Annotated in this window: 17 protein-coding genes; 5 read left to right on the top strand and 12 right to left on the bottom strand. The window is 63.7% G+C overall.

What is annotated here, in order from left to right:
- Nucleotides 1–143 precede the first annotated feature (143 nt).
- Both AC0L3K_RS10965 and AC0L3K_RS10960 read left to right on the top strand, forming a co-directional pair.
- The gene (locus AC0L3K_RS10965; protein WP_007595142.1) at nucleotides 144–647 is read left to right on the top strand and encodes a DUF1993 domain-containing protein; all 504 of its coding nucleotides are present in this window, start codon (nucleotides 144–146) and stop codon (nucleotides 645–647) included.
- Between the two features lie 183 nt (nucleotides 648–830).
- Entirely contained in the window at nucleotides 831–1,931 is a 1,101-nt protein-coding gene (locus AC0L3K_RS10960) for an alkene reductase (RefSeq protein WP_007595144.1), read from the top strand.
- A 188-nt stretch (nucleotides 1,932–2,119) separates the two neighbouring features.
- On the opposite strand, the gene AC0L3K_RS10955 is transcribed toward AC0L3K_RS10960, so the two are convergent.
- The 7 genes from AC0L3K_RS10955 to glpD all read right to left on the bottom strand — a co-directional run bounded on the left by AC0L3K_RS10955 (nucleotide 2,120) and on the right by glpD (nucleotide 9,822).
- Nucleotides 2,120–3,862: an ABC transporter substrate-binding protein gene (locus AC0L3K_RS10955; RefSeq protein ID WP_035993295.1), complete on the bottom strand. Its 1,743-nt coding sequence runs from the start codon at nucleotides 3,860–3,862 to the stop codon at nucleotides 2,120–2,122.
- Nucleotides 3,863–3,989: 127 nt separating this feature from the next.
- Nucleotides 3,990–4,319 (bottom strand): DUF2160 domain-containing protein, encoded by a 330-nt coding sequence (locus AC0L3K_RS10950; RefSeq protein ID WP_027568539.1) that lies wholly within the window; start codon nucleotides 4,317–4,319, stop codon nucleotides 3,990–3,992.
- A 10-nt stretch (nucleotides 4,320–4,329) separates the two neighbouring features.
- On the bottom strand, nucleotides 4,330–5,136 hold the full coding sequence (locus AC0L3K_RS10945; RefSeq protein ID WP_007606994.1) for a carbohydrate ABC transporter permease: 807 nt from the start codon (nucleotides 5,134–5,136) through the stop codon (nucleotides 4,330–4,332).
- A complete protein-coding gene (locus AC0L3K_RS10940) occupies nucleotides 5,136–6,038 on the bottom strand; it encodes a carbohydrate ABC transporter permease (RefSeq protein ID WP_219684474.1) in 903 nt (300 codons plus the stop codon). Before AC0L3K_RS10940 ends, AC0L3K_RS10945 begins: the two co-directional genes overlap by 1 nt.
- Nucleotides 6,038–7,123 carry an ABC transporter ATP-binding protein gene (locus AC0L3K_RS10935; protein WP_473365963.1) on the bottom strand — a complete coding sequence of 362 codons (1,086 nt, stop codon included), beginning with the start codon at nucleotides 7,121–7,123 and terminating at the stop codon, nucleotides 6,038–6,040. The genes AC0L3K_RS10940 and AC0L3K_RS10935 overlap by 1 nt, the downstream gene beginning before the upstream one ends.
- 12 nt (nucleotides 7,124–7,135) lie before the next feature.
- Nucleotides 7,136–8,275 carry an ABC transporter ATP-binding protein gene (locus tag AC0L3K_RS10930; protein WP_007595155.1) on the bottom strand — a complete coding sequence of 380 codons (1,140 nt, stop codon included), beginning with the start codon at nucleotides 8,273–8,275 and terminating at the stop codon, nucleotides 7,136–7,138.
- Nucleotides 8,272–9,822, bottom strand: coding sequence for a glycerol-3-phosphate dehydrogenase (gene glpD / locus AC0L3K_RS10925; protein ID WP_473365962.1), 1,551 nt, complete (start codon nucleotides 9,820–9,822; stop codon nucleotides 8,272–8,274). The genes AC0L3K_RS10930 and glpD overlap by 4 nt, the downstream gene beginning before the upstream one ends.
- Before the next feature lie 231 nt (nucleotides 9,823–10,053).
- On the opposite strand from glpD, the gene AC0L3K_RS10920 reads away from it, so the two are divergent.
- Together AC0L3K_RS10920 and AC0L3K_RS10915 are read left to right on the top strand one after the other, a co-directional pair.
- Entirely contained in the window at nucleotides 10,054–10,335 is a 282-nt protein-coding gene (locus AC0L3K_RS10920; protein WP_473366016.1) for a type II toxin-antitoxin system Phd/YefM family antitoxin, read from the top strand.
- Nucleotides 10,332–10,757 carry a PIN domain-containing protein gene (locus AC0L3K_RS10915; protein WP_473365961.1) on the top strand — a complete coding sequence of 142 codons (426 nt, stop codon included), beginning with the start codon at nucleotides 10,332–10,334 and terminating at the stop codon, nucleotides 10,755–10,757. The genes AC0L3K_RS10920 and AC0L3K_RS10915 overlap by 4 nt, the downstream gene beginning before the upstream one ends.
- A gap of 2 nt (nucleotides 10,758–10,759) precedes the next feature.
- On the opposite strand, the gene AC0L3K_RS10910 is transcribed toward AC0L3K_RS10915, so the two are convergent.
- Nucleotides 10,760–11,605 (bottom strand): DeoR/GlpR family DNA-binding transcription regulator, encoded by an 846-nt coding sequence (locus AC0L3K_RS10910; RefSeq protein WP_007595163.1) that lies wholly within the window; start codon nucleotides 11,603–11,605, stop codon nucleotides 10,760–10,762.
- Between the two features lie 90 nt (nucleotides 11,606–11,695).
- Nucleotides 11,696–12,370: an HAD family hydrolase gene (locus AC0L3K_RS10905; protein WP_473365960.1), complete on the bottom strand. Its 675-nt coding sequence runs from the start codon at nucleotides 12,368–12,370 to the stop codon at nucleotides 11,696–11,698.
- Between the two features lie 153 nt (nucleotides 12,371–12,523).
- Between AC0L3K_RS10905 and AC0L3K_RS10900 the strand changes: the two genes are divergently transcribed.
- On the top strand, nucleotides 12,524–13,000 hold the full coding sequence (locus AC0L3K_RS10900) for a nuclear transport factor 2 family protein (protein ID WP_473365959.1): 477 nt from the start codon (nucleotides 12,524–12,526) through the stop codon (nucleotides 12,998–13,000).
- A 120-nt stretch (nucleotides 13,001–13,120) separates the two neighbouring features.
- Here the strand turns inward: AC0L3K_RS10900 and AC0L3K_RS10895 are convergent, their stop codons facing one another.
- From AC0L3K_RS10895 to AC0L3K_RS10885, 3 genes are all read right to left on the bottom strand, one after another.
- Nucleotides 13,121–13,312 carry a hypothetical protein gene (locus AC0L3K_RS10895; protein WP_007595173.1) on the bottom strand — a complete coding sequence of 64 codons (192 nt, stop codon included), beginning with the start codon at nucleotides 13,310–13,312 and terminating at the stop codon, nucleotides 13,121–13,123.
- Between the two features lie 216 nt (nucleotides 13,313–13,528).
- Nucleotides 13,529–13,939 carry an acyl-CoA thioesterase gene (locus AC0L3K_RS10890; protein WP_007595177.1) on the bottom strand — a complete coding sequence of 137 codons (411 nt, stop codon included), beginning with the start codon at nucleotides 13,937–13,939 and terminating at the stop codon, nucleotides 13,529–13,531.
- Between the two features lie 37 nt (nucleotides 13,940–13,976).
- A complete protein-coding gene (locus AC0L3K_RS10885) occupies nucleotides 13,977–16,073 on the bottom strand; it encodes a 3-hydroxyacyl-CoA dehydrogenase NAD-binding domain-containing protein (protein WP_473365958.1) in 2,097 nt (698 codons plus the stop codon).
- Nucleotide 16,074 lies beyond the last annotated feature (1 nt).

The following is a 16,074-nucleotide window of genomic DNA, read 5'->3' as shown; positions in this document are numbered from 1 at the left end:
GGGGGCGCCGATAGCACCACAAGCCCGCCCGGTAGAATTTTCGCACTGCACAAGCCGCTCCCGCGATTGTATTTTTCCATGAGGTTCCCATGTGAGTGGCTCAGGTTTCTCCTGAGATTTCCCACCACAATAGCGAGCATCACATGTCCTTCCACGACGCCGTCGTTCCCGCCTATTTGCAAATGCTGAACAGCCTGACCGGCCTGCTCACGAAAGCCGAGGCGCATTGCGCGGCCAAAAAGGTCGATCCCGCCGTCCTGCTGGGCTCCCGCCTGTTTCCGGACATGCTGCCGCTCTCGAAGCAGATCCAGCTGGTCAGCGATTTTGCAGCCAAAGGCTGCGCCCGGCTGACCCATAGCGAAGTGCCCTCCACAGCAGACACCGAGACTAGCTTTGCCGAATTGAAGCAGCGGCTCGCCAAGACCATCGACTATGTGAAATCGTTCAAGCCCGAGCAGTTCGAGGGCGCCGACACCAAGGACGTCACCTTCCCGGCCGGTCCCGACAAGTCCATCACCATGAAGGGCCAGCAATTCCTCAGCGCGTTCTCGCTGCCCAACTTCTATTTCCACGCCGCCACCGCCCACGGCCTTCTGCGCCACGCCGGCGTCGAGGTCGGCAAACGCGATTTCCTCGGCGCGAACTAATACCCGATGATTCAGGCGGCCGCGGCGGGAGATCGAATCTGCTGCCGCGGCTGAAATTGCACATGCTTTATGCTGCGTAGCCCCGCTGCGCATCTCGCCTGCAGTTTCCGTATGGCTCCTCCCTTGCGCTGATTGCCGCGATGCACAAGTGTTCCGGATCTCTCACCGCCTGGAAGCATTCTCATGAGCCGTTCGACCAAATTGTTTGAGACCTACAAGCTCGGCCCGATCACGCTGGCGAACCGTTTCGTGATGGCGCCGCTGACGCGCAACCGCGCCTTTCCCGGCACCTTCGTACCGGGCGCGCTCGCCGCCGACTATTACGCCCAGCGTGCTTCTGCGGGGCTTCTGATCACCGAAGCGAGCCAGGTCTCGCAGCAGGGCCAAGGCTACCAGGACACCCCCGGCATCTATTCCAAGGAGCAGGTTGCCGGCTGGCGCAAGGTCACCGATCAGGTGCACCAGCGCGGCGGCAAGATCTTCATCCAGCTCTGGCATGTCGGCCGCATTTCGCATGTCGACCTTCAGGCCAATGGCGCAGCCCCGGTGGCACCGAGCGCGATCCGCGCCAAGGGCAAGACCTTCGTCAACGGCGGCTTCGCTGACGTCTCTGAGCCCCGTGCGCTCGAACTCTCCGAAATTCCAGGGATCATCGACGATTTCAAGCGCGCCACGAAGAATGCGCTCGAAGCCGGCTTCGACGGCGTCGAGATCCACGGCGCCAACGGCTATCTGCTCGAGCAGTTCGCCAAGGACGGCACCAACAAGCGTACTGACGCCTATGGCGGCTCGATCGAGAACCGCGCGCGACTGATGCTGGAAGTCTCCAGGGCCGTCGTGGCGGAGGCCGGAGCCGATCGTACCGGCATCCGCATCTCGCCGGTGACGCCTGCCAACGACATCTCGGATTCGAACCCGCAAGCCCTGTACGACCATATCGTCGATGGTCTCGCGGCGCTGAAGCTCGTCTATCTCCATGTCGTCGAGGGCGCCACCGGCGGTCCGCGCGACATCGCGCCGTTCGACTATGCGGGCGTGCGCAAGCGCTTCCCCGGCGCCTACATCGCCAACAACGGCTATGATTTCGATCTCGCCGCCAAGGTGCTGGACGCGAACGCGGCTGATCTCATCGCCTTCGGCAAGCCGTTCATCTCCAACCCCGATCTGGTCGAGCGCCTGAAGGCGGGCGCGACGCTGAACGATTGGGACAAGAACACGTTCTACGGCGGCGGCGCCAAGGGCTACACGGATTACCCGACGCTGGCGGCTGAGCCAGCTGAGTAAGGCGTCGTCGTCGCTCCACCCTCCGTCATTGCGAGGAGCGAAGCGACGAAGCAATCCAGACTACCTCCGTGGGAAGACTCTGGATTGCTTCGCTTCGCTCGCAATGACGTTGTGGAAGCAAAATCCACGACAATAAAAAGAAAAAGGCCGGGATTGCTCCCGGCCTTTCGTCGTTATGTTGAAGTGCCTTACTGCAGCGAAGCGCGCTTCGGGGGCTGTGCCGGCCACGACTTGATCAGGGTGTCGTAGTCGACCGTCTCGCCCTTCGGCTTCTCGTTGGCGAGCTTGCGCTGCGGGGCGATCGTGCCGTCCTTCTGGGCCTTGGCGAACCAGTACTCGGCCGTCTCCTTCTTGTGCAGCTTCGGACCGCAGGCGCCCTGCACGCCGGACTTCTCCAGACGCTCCATGACGGAGTCCTGGGCGGCGGCAAGCGAGTCCATCGCGGCTTGCGGCGTCTTCGTACCGGACGACGCATCGCCGATATTCTGCCACCACAGCTGCGCCAGCTTCGGATAGTCGGGCACGTTGTTGCCGGTCGGGGTCCACTGCACGCGCGCGGGCGAGCGGTAGAACTCGATCAGGCCGCCGAGCTTCGGCGCACGCTCGGTGAACGACTTGTCCCAGATGTCGGATTCACGAATGAACGTGAGACCGACATGGCTCTTCTTCAAGCTGACCGTCTTGGAGACGATGAACTGAAGATAGAGCCAGGCCGCCTTGCGGCGGTCAGCGGGAGTCGACTTCAGCAGCGTCGCCGAGCCCGCGTCCTGGTAGCCGAGCTTCATGCCTTCCTTCCAGTACGAACCGTGCGGCGACGGAGCCATACGCCATTTCGGCGTACCGTCCGCGTTCATCACGGCGATGCCCGGCTTCACCATGTCGGCGGTGAAGGCGGTGTACCAGAACATCTGCTGGGCGATATTGCCCTGCGCCGGCACCGGACCGGATTCGGAGAAGGTCATGCCCTGGGCCTGCGGCGGAGCATACTTCTTCATCCACTCGAGGTACTTGGTGATCGAGTAGACCGCGGCCGGACCGTTGGTGTCGCCACCACGCTCCACCGAGGAGCCGACCGGACGGCAGCCTTCCATGCGGATGCCCCATTCGTCGACGGGCAGACCGTTCGGGATGCCCTTGTCGCCGTTACCGGCCATCGACAGCCAGGCGTCGGTGAAACGCCATCCGAGCGACGGGTCCTTCTTGCCATAGTCCATATGGCCGTAGACCTTGACGCCGTTGATCTCCTTTATGTCGTTGGTGAAGAACTCGGCGATGTCTTCATAGGCCGACCAGTTCACCGGCACGCCGAGCTCGTAGCCGTACTTGGCCTTGAACTTGGCCTTGTAGTCGGGGTTGGTGAACCAGTCGTAGCGGAACCAGTAGAGGTTCGCGAACTGCTGGTCGGGCAGCTGATAGAGCTTGCCGTCCGGCGCCGTGCCGAACGACTTGCCGATGAAGTCGTTGACGTCGAGCATGGGATCGGTGACGTCCTTGCCCTCGCCGGTCATGTAGTCCGACAGCGCGATGGTCTGGCCGTAGCGGAAGTGGGTGCCGATCAGGTCGGAATCGTTGATCCAGCCGTCGTACACGTTCTTGCCGGACTGCATCTGGGTCTGCAGCTTCTCGACCACGTCACCTTCCTGGATGATGTCGTGCTTGAGCTTGATGCCGGTGAGCTCGGAGAACGCCTTGGCCAGCGTCTGCGACTCGTATTCGTGGGTCGTGATGGTCTCGGAGACGACGTTGATCTCCATGCCCTTGAAGGGCTCGGCGGCCTTGGCGAACCACTCCAGCTCCTTCTTCTGCTCGTCTTTCGACAGCGTCGAGGGCTGGAATTCCGCGATCCACTTCTGGATCGCGGCGTCGTCGGCGGCGCGCACCGGCGCCGAGACGGCCAACGACACCGCGACCATGGCGGCGACGCTGGACATCGTCAGAAAGCTATTCTTGGTCAATGGACGTTCCCTTCTCCTAAACTGCCGCATGTTATTCCTCCGTTGCAGCGACAAACTTTTTACAGGCCCGGGTTGGTCCCGGATCTGGCCGTTCCTTCGCGGGCTAGACCGTGCGGAAAATGAGTACGGCCGTGGCCAGCGAAATTCCTGATGCGATCCAAAGGCGCGAAATTTCAAGTCCGTCCTCGCCGATCGGCAGCGTGGCGAGGGCGTCGGTGCCGGCGAAGGCGATCCACAGCAAGTGGATGACCGCTGCCGTGATGAGGGAGATGAACAGACGGTCGCCCCGCGTGGTCGGGATGCGCAGCACGCCGACACGTTCGGCTTCGGGATAGGCCACCCCGAGCCAGGTCATCACGGCCAACGTGCAGGCGAGCGCGACAAAGAAGATCGCCGTCGGCGGCGTCCAGGCCATCCATGCAATAGCTTCCATTGATGCCTCCCTAAACCCGACCGAGCGCGAAACCGCTCGCGATGTAGTTCCGAACGAACCAGATCACGAGCGCGCCCGGGATGATCGTCAGCACGCCGGCCGCAGCCAGCAGGCCCCAGTCCATGCCCGCGGCCGACACCGTGCGCGTCATGATCGCCGCGATCGGCTTGGCCTGCACCGAGGTCAGCGTGCGCGCCAGCAGCAGCTCGACCCAGGAGAACATGAAGCAGAAGAAGGCGGCGACGCCGATGCCGCTCGCAATCAGCGGCACCAGAATCTTGATGAAGAAGCGCGGGAAGGAATAGCCGTCGAGGAAGGCGGTCTCGTCGATCTCGCGCGGCACGCCGGAGACGAAGCCTTCCAGGATCCACACCGCCAGCGGGACGTTGAAGATGCAGTGCGCCAGCGCGACCGCCCAGGGCGTATCGAACAGGCCGATCGCCGAATAGAGATTGAAGAACGGCAGCGCATAGACCGCGGCCGGCGCCATGCGGTTCGACAGCAGCCAGAAGAACAGATGCTTGTCGCCGAGGAAGCGGTAGCGCGAAAACGCGTAGGCTGCCGGCAGCGCCACCGAGATCGAGATGATGGTGTTGAGGACGACATATTCCAGCGAGTTGATGTAGCCGGAATACCAGCTCTCGTCGGTGAAGATGCGCTTGTAGTGCTGGAGCGTCGGCGCGTGCGGCCACAGCGTCATCGTCGAGACGATCTCGGCGTTGGTCTTGAAGCTCATGTTGACGAGCCAGTAGATCGGCAACAGCAGGAAGATCAAAAACAGCGCCATGATGAGACGACGGCCGGGGATCGAATGCATCACGCGGCTCCTTCCTGCGGCTTCCGCTCGGCGCCGGCATTGGTCATGACGGTGTAGAAGATCCAGCAGACGATCAGGATGATGAGGTTGTAGACCAGCGACAGCGCGGCGGCCTTGCCGAGATCGAACTGGCCGAGCGCGATCTTGACCAGCTCGATCGACACGAAGGTCGTCGAGTTGCCGGGCCCACCACCCGTCACCACGAACGGTTCGGTGTAGATCATGAAACTGTCCATGAAGCGCAGCAGCACCGCGATCAGCAGCACACGATTCATCTTCGGCAGCTGGATCGCCTTGAACACCGCCCAGCGGGAGGCGCCATCGATCTGCGCCGCCTGATAATAGGCTTCGGGGATCGACTTCAGGCCGGCGTAGCACAGCAGCGCGACCAGGCTGGTCCAGTGCCAGACATCCATCACGATGACGGTGACCCAGGCGTCGATATCGTTGGAGACGTAATTATAATCGATGCCGATGGCATTGAGGACATAACCGAGCAGGCCGATGTCGGGGCGGCCGAAGATCTGCCAGATCGTGCCGACCACGTTCCACGGGATCAGCAGCGGCAGCGCCAGGATGACGAGGCAGGCCGCAACCGTCCACCCCTGTCGCGGCATCGACAGCGCGACGACGATGCCGAGCGGCACCTCGATCGCGAGGATCACCAGCGAGAAGAACAGATTGCGCCCGAGCGAAGCCAGGAAGCGGCCGCCGAGATCGGTCGAGGGATCGAGCAATTCCTTGAACCAGCCGACACCGTTCCAGAAGAACTGGTTGTTGCCGAAGGTGTCCTGCATCGAATAGTTCACCACCGTCATCAACGGCAGCACCGCCGAGAAGGCGACGACCAGGAACACCGGCAGCACCAGGAACCAGGCTTTTTGGTTGACGGTCTTGTCCATCAGGCGGCTCCCTCCACCAGAAGGCTGTCGGCATAGACGTGGACGTGCGACGGGTCGAATTTCAGGCCGGCCGTGCCATCCGGGCTGGTGAAGCCGGCCGGCGCGCGGGCCGCGAGTTTTGCGTCGCCGAGCCTCGCACGCGCGAAACGGATGCGCCCGAGGTCGTCGACGCGTTCGATCTTTGCACTGAGCAGGCCAGGCGCAGGCGCGACGGCCTCGACGAATTCCGGACGGACGCCGATCTCGATCTTCGCGCTTGGCGGAAGGCTGTCGTAGCTGCGATTGAGCGCGATGACGTGACCGCCGATCCTGGCCTCGCGGCCCCTTACCTCGGCCGGCAAAATGTTCATGCCGGGCGAGCCGATGAAATAGCCGACGAAGGTGTGCGCCGGCTTGTCGAACAGCTCGGCCGGCGTGCCGCTCTGCACCACGCGGCCGTCATGCATGACCACCACGGTGTCGGCGAAGGTCAGCGCTTCGGTCTGGTCGTGGGTGACGTAGATCATCGTCAGGTCGAGCTCGCGATGCAGCGCCTTCAGCTTGGAGCGGAGCTGCCATTTCAGCTCGGGGTCGATCACGGTGAGCGGCTCGTCGAACAGCACCGCGGCGACGTCCGAGCGGACCAGGCCGCGACCGAGCGAGATCTTCTGCTTGGCATCGGCCGTGAGCCGCGTCGCCTTGCGGTTCAGATAAGGCTCGAGGTCGAGCAGGCGGCCGATCTCGGCGACGCGCTTGTCGATCTCGGCCTTCGGTATACCGCGGTTCTTCAGAGGGAACGCCAAATTCTGCCCCACCGTCATAGTGTCGTAGATCACCGGAAACTGGAACACCTGGGCGATGTTGCGCTTCTGGGTTGACAGCGGTGTGATGTCCTCGCCGTCGAACAGGATTTTCCCGCGCGACGGGGTGATGATGCCCGAGATGACGTTGAGGAGCGTGGTCTTGCCGCAGCCGGACGGCCCGAGCAGCGCGTAGGCGCCGCCCTGTCGCCAGGTCATAGTGACAGGCTTGAGAGCAAAGCTGTCCTGCGGCGCATCATTGCCGCCGTAGGAGTGCGCGAGATCGACGAGGTCAATGCGGGCCATGTCGCATCCCCCTCAAGCTTGTTTCTTTGACGCGTTTTCTTCACGCGAACCGCTCGGCACTTCGCTTGAAAACGCTATGGGACCGGGCGCTGCGACCAGGCGGTCGCCAGCGTCGAACACGAAAACGTCGTTGGGATCAAGCACGGCATCGATGGTCTGCCCGGGCTCGAACTCGTGCACGCCGTGCAACACCGCCACCCAGTTCGATCCGTCGCGGGTCAGATGCACGAAACTCTCCGAACCGGTGATCTCGGTCACCGTTACCGTGGCATGGAAGGCGTGGCGGTCGGTCTCGCCATTGGCAAGCGCGAGCTGATGGGCACGAAATCCGACGCGATAGGCGCCGTCCGCGAGCGAGGAATAGAGACCGGACGCCGGCGCGGCAATGCCGCCCGCATATTGCACCGAGCCGTTCTTTTTCTCGATGCCGACGAGATTGAGCGGCGGATCGGAGAACACCTGCGCGACGCGCAAGGTCTGCGGCCGCCGGTAGACGTTTGGCGTCTCGCCGATCTGGAGCGCCTTCCCCTCCCACATGCACACCGTGTTGCCGCCGAGCAGCAGCGCCTCGGTCGGCTCCGTGGTGGCATAAACGAAGATCGCACCGGACGCCTCGAAGATGCGCGGCAGCTCGGTGCGCAGCTCCTCGCGCAGCTTGTAGTCGAGATTGGCGAGCGGCTCGTCGAGCAGCACGAGGTCGGCGCCCTTCACCAGCGCGCGCGCCATCGCGGTTCGCTGCTGCTGGCCGCCGGAAAGCTGGAGCGGCGTGCGCTTCAGGAACGGCTCGAGCCTGAGCAGCCGGGCGGCTTCCGCGACCCGCGCCTCGATCTCGGCGCGCGGCTTGCCCTGCACGCGCAAGGGCGAAGCGATGTTCTCGTAGACCGACAGCGAGGGGTAGTTGATGAACTGCTGATAGACCATGGCGACCGAGCGCTGGCGCACGTCGACGCCGGTGACGTCCTTGCCGTTGACCAGCAGCTTGCCCGATGTCGGCTTGTCCAGGCCAGCGAGCAGCCGCATGATCGAGGTCTTGCCCGACAGCGTCGGCCCGAGCAGCACGTTGAGCGTGCCGCTCTCGAGCGTCAGCGAGACGTCGCGAATGTGCTCGATACCGTCGACAGTCCGGGTTACGTGATCGAGTGCCACTGTCATGAGCGTCCTCCCGCTTCCAGCAGGGGACTTTGCTGCACGGCGTGGGTCCTGATCCAGTCATCAAGCGCCGCGATCTCGTCGGCACTTAGTCGCAGGCCGAGCTTGGAACGGCGCCAGACGACGTCGTCGGCGGTGACGGCCCATTCGTTGGCCATGAGATAGCGGACTTCGCGCTCGCTCAGCGTCGCACCGAAGGCCTGGCCGAGATCGGCCGCCGATTTCGCATCGCCAAGCAGCTTGATCGCCCTCGTGCCATAGGCGCGTGCGAGGCGCCGCGCATGCTCGTGGCTGAGGAAAGGATAGCCGCGCTGAAGCTCGGCGATCAGGCCGTCGACATCGGACACACCCATGTCGCCGCCGGGCAGCGGCCATTTGCCGGTCCAGCCTTCGCGCGCTTTCGCACTGCGAAGATAGGGCGCGAGCCGCTCCAGCGCCTCCTCGGCGAGACGGCGGTAGGTCGTGATCTTGCCGCCATAGATCGACAGCAGCGGCACGCCGCCGGGCGTGTCGAGCTCGAACACATAGTCGCGCGTCGCGGCCTTGGCTTCGCTGGCGCCGTCATCATAGAGCGGACGCACGCCGGAATAGGTCCAGACCACGTCATCGGGCGTGACAGGCTTGGCCAGATATTCGCTTGCCGCCGTGCAGAGATACTGGATCTCCTCGGCCGTCGCCTTCACCTTGGCGGGATCGCCGTCATAGTCGCGGTCGGTGGTGCCGATCAACGTAAAATCGTCCTGATAGGGAATGACGAAGATGATGCGGCCGTCGGCATTCTGGAACATGTAGGCACGGTCATGGTCGTAGAGTTTCTTTACGACGATGTGCGAGCCCTGCACCAGGCGCACCTTGGCTTTCGCGTTGACGCCGGCGCCGCGGCCGAGCACATCCTCGACCCAGGGCCCGCCGGCATTGACCAGCGCACGGGCCCGGATCGACGAGCGCGCGCCGGTCAGCGTGTCGATCATGCTGACGGTCCAGATGCCGTCGGTCTGTTTAATATCGGTTGCGCGGGTCCGGGTACGGATCTCGGCGCCCTTGTCGGCGGCATCGCGCGCGTTGAGTACGACGAGACGGGCGTCGTCGACGAAGCAGTCGGAATATTCGAACGCGCGGCGGTAGCGGTTCGGGATCAGCGGGCGGCCGACCTCGTCGCGCCCAAGGTCGACCGAGCGCGTCGCCGGCAGCAGATGACGGCCGCCGATGTGGTCATAGAGGAAGAGGCCGAGGCGCAGCAGCCAGGCTGGCCTTAAGCCCGCATGGTGCGGCAAAACGAAACGCAGGGGGCGAATGATGTGAGGCGCGATCCCCCAGAGAATCTCGCGCTCGATCAGCGCCTCGCGGACCAGCCGGAACTCGTAATATTCGAGATAGCGCAGGCCGCCATGCACCAGCTTGGTCGACCAGGACGACGTCCCGCTCGCCAGATCGTTCATTTCGCACAGGAAGACCGTGTTGCCGCGGCCCACCGCGTCGCGCGCGATGCCGCAGCCGTTAACACCGCCTCCAATAATGGCGAGGTCGAAAATCCGCTCCAACAGACGCATCCCCCGGCGACCGCCCGTTCAATCGAGCGGTTACTTTCGCTTTTGATTAGATCACACCAGAAAACGAAAGCAAGATGAAAGAGGGGAGAAAGGAAGTGAAAGCGGAACTTTCGAGTGGGCATATGGGTGTGGAAATGGGCAGTTCGGGACGGGATTCGCGCAGCATTATTGCTCTTGAATAGTCGTCGACGACCATTATTAGTTACGATAGTCATATTGGTCTTTATCTGCATGACAGAACACAGCACTGCACCAGACTCACCGGCGACTGACTCGTGGACGCTTGCCAACGCCAAGGCCCGGCTCTCCGAGGTGATCGACCGTGCCCAAGCCGGCCCGCAAATCATCACCCGACACGGCAAGCCCAATGCGGTGATCGTTTCCGCCGAGGAATGGGCGCGCAAGACGGCGCGCAAAGGAACCTTGGCCGAATTCCTGCTGGCTTCGCCGCTGCGCAGCGCCGATCTCGAGCTTGAACGCGTGCACGACGCGCCGCACGACGAGCTGCCGTGAATCTGCTGCTCGACACCAACGTGTTGTCGGAGGTCCAGAGGCCGGCCCCTTCGCCGAAAGTCTTGTCATGGCTTGATACGATCGACGAGGATCGTGCGTTCATCAGCGTGGCATCGATCGCCGAGCTTCGCCGCGGCATCGCATTGCTGGAGGACGGCCGTCGGCGCGCAGCATTGGCCGCCTGGCTTGCCCACGATCTGCCGGAGCGTTTTGCCGGGCGCACCCTGCCGATCGACCACGCGGTGGCGGAACGCTGGGGTGACCTCATGGCTCAGAGCCGCAGAAGCGGCGTCGCATTGTCTGTCATGGACGGCTTCTTTGCCGCGACCGCGCTCGCGAACAACCTCATGCTCGCCACACGCAAAGTGAAGGATTTCGCGGTATTCGGCGTGCCGCTGCTGAACCCGTGGGACAACCCATAGTCCTACCTCAACCGCACCACCGGCGCCGATTCAGGTGCTGCATCCTGCACATCGGCCTGAGCCTCATCGACGTCCGCCCCCTTTGGCATCGCCGCCATCACCTCGATGCCCTTGCCGTGGCAGATGGTGGCGAGGCGCTCGGGCAATTCCTGGTCGGTGACGAAGGTCTGGATCTGGCTGATATGCGCGATGCGCACCGGGGCGCTGCGGCGGAGCTTGGTGGAATCGGCGACCAGCATGACGCTGCGGGCATTGGCGATGATGGCCTGCGCCACCTGCACCTCGCGATAGTCGAAGTCGAGCAGCGCGCCCTCCTCGTCGATCGCGGACGCGCCGATGATGGCGTAGTCGACCTTGAACTGGCCGATCAGCTGCGTCGCGGTCGAGCCGACAACCGCGCCGTCGGCGCGCCGCACCGTGCCGCCGGCAACCACCACCTCGATGCGGGGATGGCGGTAGAGCAGCATGGCGACGTTGAGATTGTTGGTGATGACGAGGAGGTCCTCGTGCGAGGTCAGCGCGCTCGCCACCTCCTCGGTCGTGGTGCCGATGTTGATGAAGAGCGAGCAGCCGTTCGGGATCAGCGAGGCGGCCGCGGCTCCAATCGCCTTCTTCTCGTCGGCGGCGACGAAGCGCCGCGCCTCATAAGCGAGGTTTTCCACGCCGGAGGCGATGATGGCGCCGCCATGGATGCGGGTCAGCGAGCGGCGCTCGCAGAGATCGTTGAGATCCTTGCGGATGGTCTGCGCCGAGACCTCGAACCGGCGCGCCAGCTCCTCGACCATGACGCGGCCCGAGGCTCGCGCGATGTTGAGGATTTCGGCTTGGCGATGGGTCAGTCCGGTCACGGCGATGGCCTCAAGTCAGGAAGCTGCATGGTGCGGCGGTTCGCGCGTTCGGTCAATGCGCGCGCCGATCACGGTTAACGGACGAGGTCTTCACCACGCCATCGCAGCGGCGAGCCGCGCGAGCAGGTCCGGGTCGTCGAAGGCGCTGGCGGAGGCGATGGCCCCGGCGGCGACGAGATCAGCATGGCTGAGGCTGGTCCGGATGCCGATGGTCGGAATGCCGGCCGCCGCGGCCGATTGCACGCCGGTGCGGGAGTCCTCGAACGCGATCGAGGCCATCGCGCTGGCGCCGGCAAAGCGCAACCCTTCCTGATAAGGCAGCGGATGCGGCTTTCCGTGCAACAGCTCGGCGCCGATCACGAGCGCCTTGAAACGGTGCGTGATGCCGAGGCCGGACAGCAGCAGCTCCGCATTGAGTCGCGGGGCGTTGGTCACGGCAACCATGGGAATACCGGCCGCATCCGCCCTGTCGAGCAGCGCCATCAGGCCCGGCAGCGGTTCGATCTGCCCGGCGACGAGTTCGCGGAAGACTTCCTCCTTCTCATCGAGGATCAAGGCACGCCGTTCCGGCGCCTCGTCGGGCAGAAAGCGCTCGCCGATCGCTATATTCGCGAAGCCTTGCAGCTCCCTGGAGAAGCGCGCGTGATCGAAGACATGGCCGCGAGGGCCGAGCACCTGATTGAAGGCCTTCAGGTGCAGCGGATCGGTGTTGGCGAGCGTACCGTCGATGTCGAACAGTAACGCCCTGCCGATAGCCTCGATCATGTCCGTACCTTCCCGATATATGACGCATCAATACGAAAGCCGTATCAATACAGCGCCAATCGCGCAATGACGCACGTGCATGACCACCACGCGACACTCGACAAAGTCGCGCGCGGCTGCAACACTCCATGCAAGATCAAAAAGGAGGAAACGATGACGATCAACCGACGCGATCTGGCTCTCTCGACTCTTGCAGTCCCAGCTCTTGCCGTCTCCACTCTTGCAGTTTCAGCGCTTACGGCACCGGTGCTGGCGGCCACGGCGGACGAGGAAGCCGTGGCGAAGAAGGTCGAGGCCTTCCGTCTCGCCCAGATCGCGGCCGATCCCAAGGCGCTCGGCGCGCTCTGCGCCGACGAAGTGAGCTACAGCCATTCCAGCGGCAAGGTCGAGGACAAGGCGACCTTCATCGCCAACGCCACCGACGGCAAGTCCAAATTCCTGTCGATCGAGTACAAGGACCCGACCATCAAGGTCGTCGGCCCCGCTGCGATCGTGCGCTTCCACTGGGTGGCGGAACAGGAGATGGCGGCCGATGGGAAAAAAGTGCCGACCAACCTTCACATCCTGATGAACTGGCAGAAGCAGGGCGACGACTGGAAGCTGCTCTCGCGGGCGGCGACGAAGTTGTGATTGAAGGTGTCATTCCGGGACGCGCCGAAAGGCGCGGACCCGGAATCCATTCGTCGACGTTCTCTGCGGCAAAATGGATTCCGGGCTCACGCTACGCCTGCCCCGGAATGACAGCTGCGCTTACGCCGCTTCCTTCACGTCACCGTTAACCAGCTTGCGCGCGGCGCGCTCGGCTTCGCGGGCGTTGCGGAAGAGCTGGCCTTCGAGACGGTTAAAGCGGTTGGATGAGGCGAAAAAGCAATAGCCTCCCTGGGAACGAACGACGATACCTGCGGTCTGCGAATCGACTTCGATGATGTAGCTGTCCGGCATGGTCCGTGGATTCCTCAGTGCGGGCAAATAACGGCAGTTCTACCCAAAGGTTCCTGGGCATTTTGACGCCGTTTCCACCCCGGATCGACACGGGATCGAGTACGCCGGGACCTCATCCGTTTTATGACTGGTTCTTGGCAAAGCCGCGGCGCCGTGACTCAGTCGCGCCGCGTTTGGCGGCGCCGCACTTGAGATGGGACGCAAAGTCGCGCGCGATTACGTCGCGATTGGTGGATCGTTTCTCTGGATCGTTTGCGGACGGCCGTCCTCGTCGATCGAGACGTAAGTGAAATTGCCGTCGGTCACCAGGATCGGCTGGAGCTCCCTGCGCCGTAGCGCCCAGGCTTCGAGATGCACGGTCATCGAGGTGCGGCCCACGCGGACGAGATTGGCATAGACCGAAACGAGATCGCCGACATAGACCGCCTTGCGGAAATTCATCGCCTCGATGGCGACGGTCACCGTGCGCGACTTCGCGACCTTTGACGCAAACACGCCGCCGCCGACGTCCATTTGGCTGAGCAACCAGCCGCCGAAGATGTCGCCGTTTGCGTTGGTGTCGGCCGGCATCGCCAGCGTACGGATGCAGAGATCGCCGCCCGGCCCGGCATTGGCTTGTTCGTTCATGCCGCTCTCACTTGAAGATTGCTCACTTGAAGATTGCTCACTTGAAATTATCCCAGCCCGGATCCGGCGCAAAGCGCTCGCCGAATCTCCCGGCCAGCGCGCGCAAGGTGGATACGACATGATCGACGCCACGCGTGCGCGCATAATTCAGCGGACCGCCACGGAACGGTGCATAACCGGTGCCGAAGATCATGGCGCCGTCGACCATGTCGGCGTCATCGACGATACCCTCGCGAAGCGCCGCAACGCAGACATTGGACATCGGCAGCACCAGGCGGTCGATCATCTGGTCGGTGACGCGCGGACCGGTCTCGGACAACGGCGCCTTCTCGGCCTTGCCGTCGCGCCAGACGTAAAAACCCTTGCCGGTCTTGCGGCCGAGTTCGCCCTTGGCGACCTTCTCCCGCAGCCAGGCCGGCGTCGGCGGCAGCAGATCGCCGAACTTGCTACGCAGCATGTCGCCGACGTCGAGACAAATGTCGAGCCCGACCTGGTCGGCCAGTTCGATCGGTCCCATCGGCATGCCGAACTGCTCCGCGGCGGCGTCGATCAGGCGCTGGTCGATCTTCTCGTCCAGCATCACCATCGCTTCCAGCATGTAGGGCGTCAGCGCGCGGTTGACGAGGAACCCCGGCGAGCTCTTCACCGGCAACGGCAGCCGATCGATCGCGCCGACGAAAGCGAGTGCCTCCTTCAGCACCTGCGTATCGTTACCGTCATGGCTGACGACTTCGACCAGTTGCAACCGCGACACCGGATTGAAGAAGTGAAGGCCCACCAGCCGCTCCGGCCGCGCCAGCATGGTGCGCAAATCCTGGAGCGGAATGCTCGAGGTGTTGGTCGCGAGAATCGCGCCCTGCTTCATTCGCGGCTCGAGGCCGGCATAGACCTTCTGCTTGAGTTCGAGCTTCTCCGGGACAGCCTCGATGATGAGATCGGCGTTGCGGACGCCCTCCCCGTCCATGTCGGGGATCAGGCGATCGAGCGCGTCGCGGACATCGGTAGGTTTCCGAATGATCTTGCCAAAAAGATCAGCGGCGCGCTTGACCGCGCCCGCAATCGGCTCCGCCTTCATGTCGGCGAGCGAGACGCGCAGCCCCTGCCCCGCGCACCAGGCCGCGATGTCGCCGCCCATCGCGCCGGCGCCGATGACGTGGAGATGCCTGACCGTGTTGCCGGAGCCTGCTGCCTTCTTCATCTGCTCGCGCAGGAAGAACACGCGGATCAAGTTCTGCGCGGTGGGCGTCACCATCAGCTTGGCGAACGAAGCCTGCTCTGCCCTGAGCATCGCGGCCTTGCTGCCGCCATGGGTCTCCCAGAGATCGATCAAGGCATAGGGCGCAGGATAATGCTCGCGAGACGCGGCCTTCGCCGCCTCCGAGCGCATGCGCCGGGCCAGCAGCCCGCGCGCCGGGCCGAAATTCGCCGCACGCGTCAGAAAACCCGGCCGCGCCCGCTTGAGGCGGCCGAACAGTGCATCCTTGACGGCGTTGCGAACGTGGCGCTCCTGCGTCACGGTGTCGACGAGGCCGAGCGATTTGGCACGGCGGGCATCGATGGTGCGGCCGGTCAGCATCAGGGCCATCGACTGGGTCGGATTGATCAGCGCGGTGAAGCGCGCGGTGCCGCCGAGACCGGGATGCAAGCCCAGCATCACCTCAGGGAAACCAAAGCGCGCGCCGTCGATCGCGATGCGCGATTGGCAGGCGAGCGCAACTTCGAGCCCACCGCCGAGGCAGAAGCCGTGGATCACCGCGACGGTCGGCAGCTTCAGCGCTTCCAGATGGTCGACCACCGCATGGGCAGCGCGGATCCGCGTCTCCACCATCCCGGCATCATCGGCGCCGCGAAATTCGTTGACGTCGGCGCCCGCGATGAATCCGGACGGCTTTGCGGAGCGGATTACGAGGCCGGCAGGACGCTCGGTCTCGATCGCGGCGAGCACGGCATCGAACTCCTCCATCACTTCAGAGGACAGCGTATTGGCGCTGGCGTCAGTACGATCGAACAGCAGCCAGGCGACGCCGTCGGCGTCGCGCGTCAGCTTGAAGTGCTTGTAGGGACTATCGGCAGCGGGCTTGGGCCCGAGCTCCAGCACGCGGTCGCCGAGCGCGGTCATGATCCTGGAATCCATG

Source organism: Bradyrhizobium sp. MI1.10, from assembly GCF_055811035.1.
Note: the sequence above shows the minus strand (reverse complement) of the source record. Positions and strands in the feature narration are given on the sequence as shown.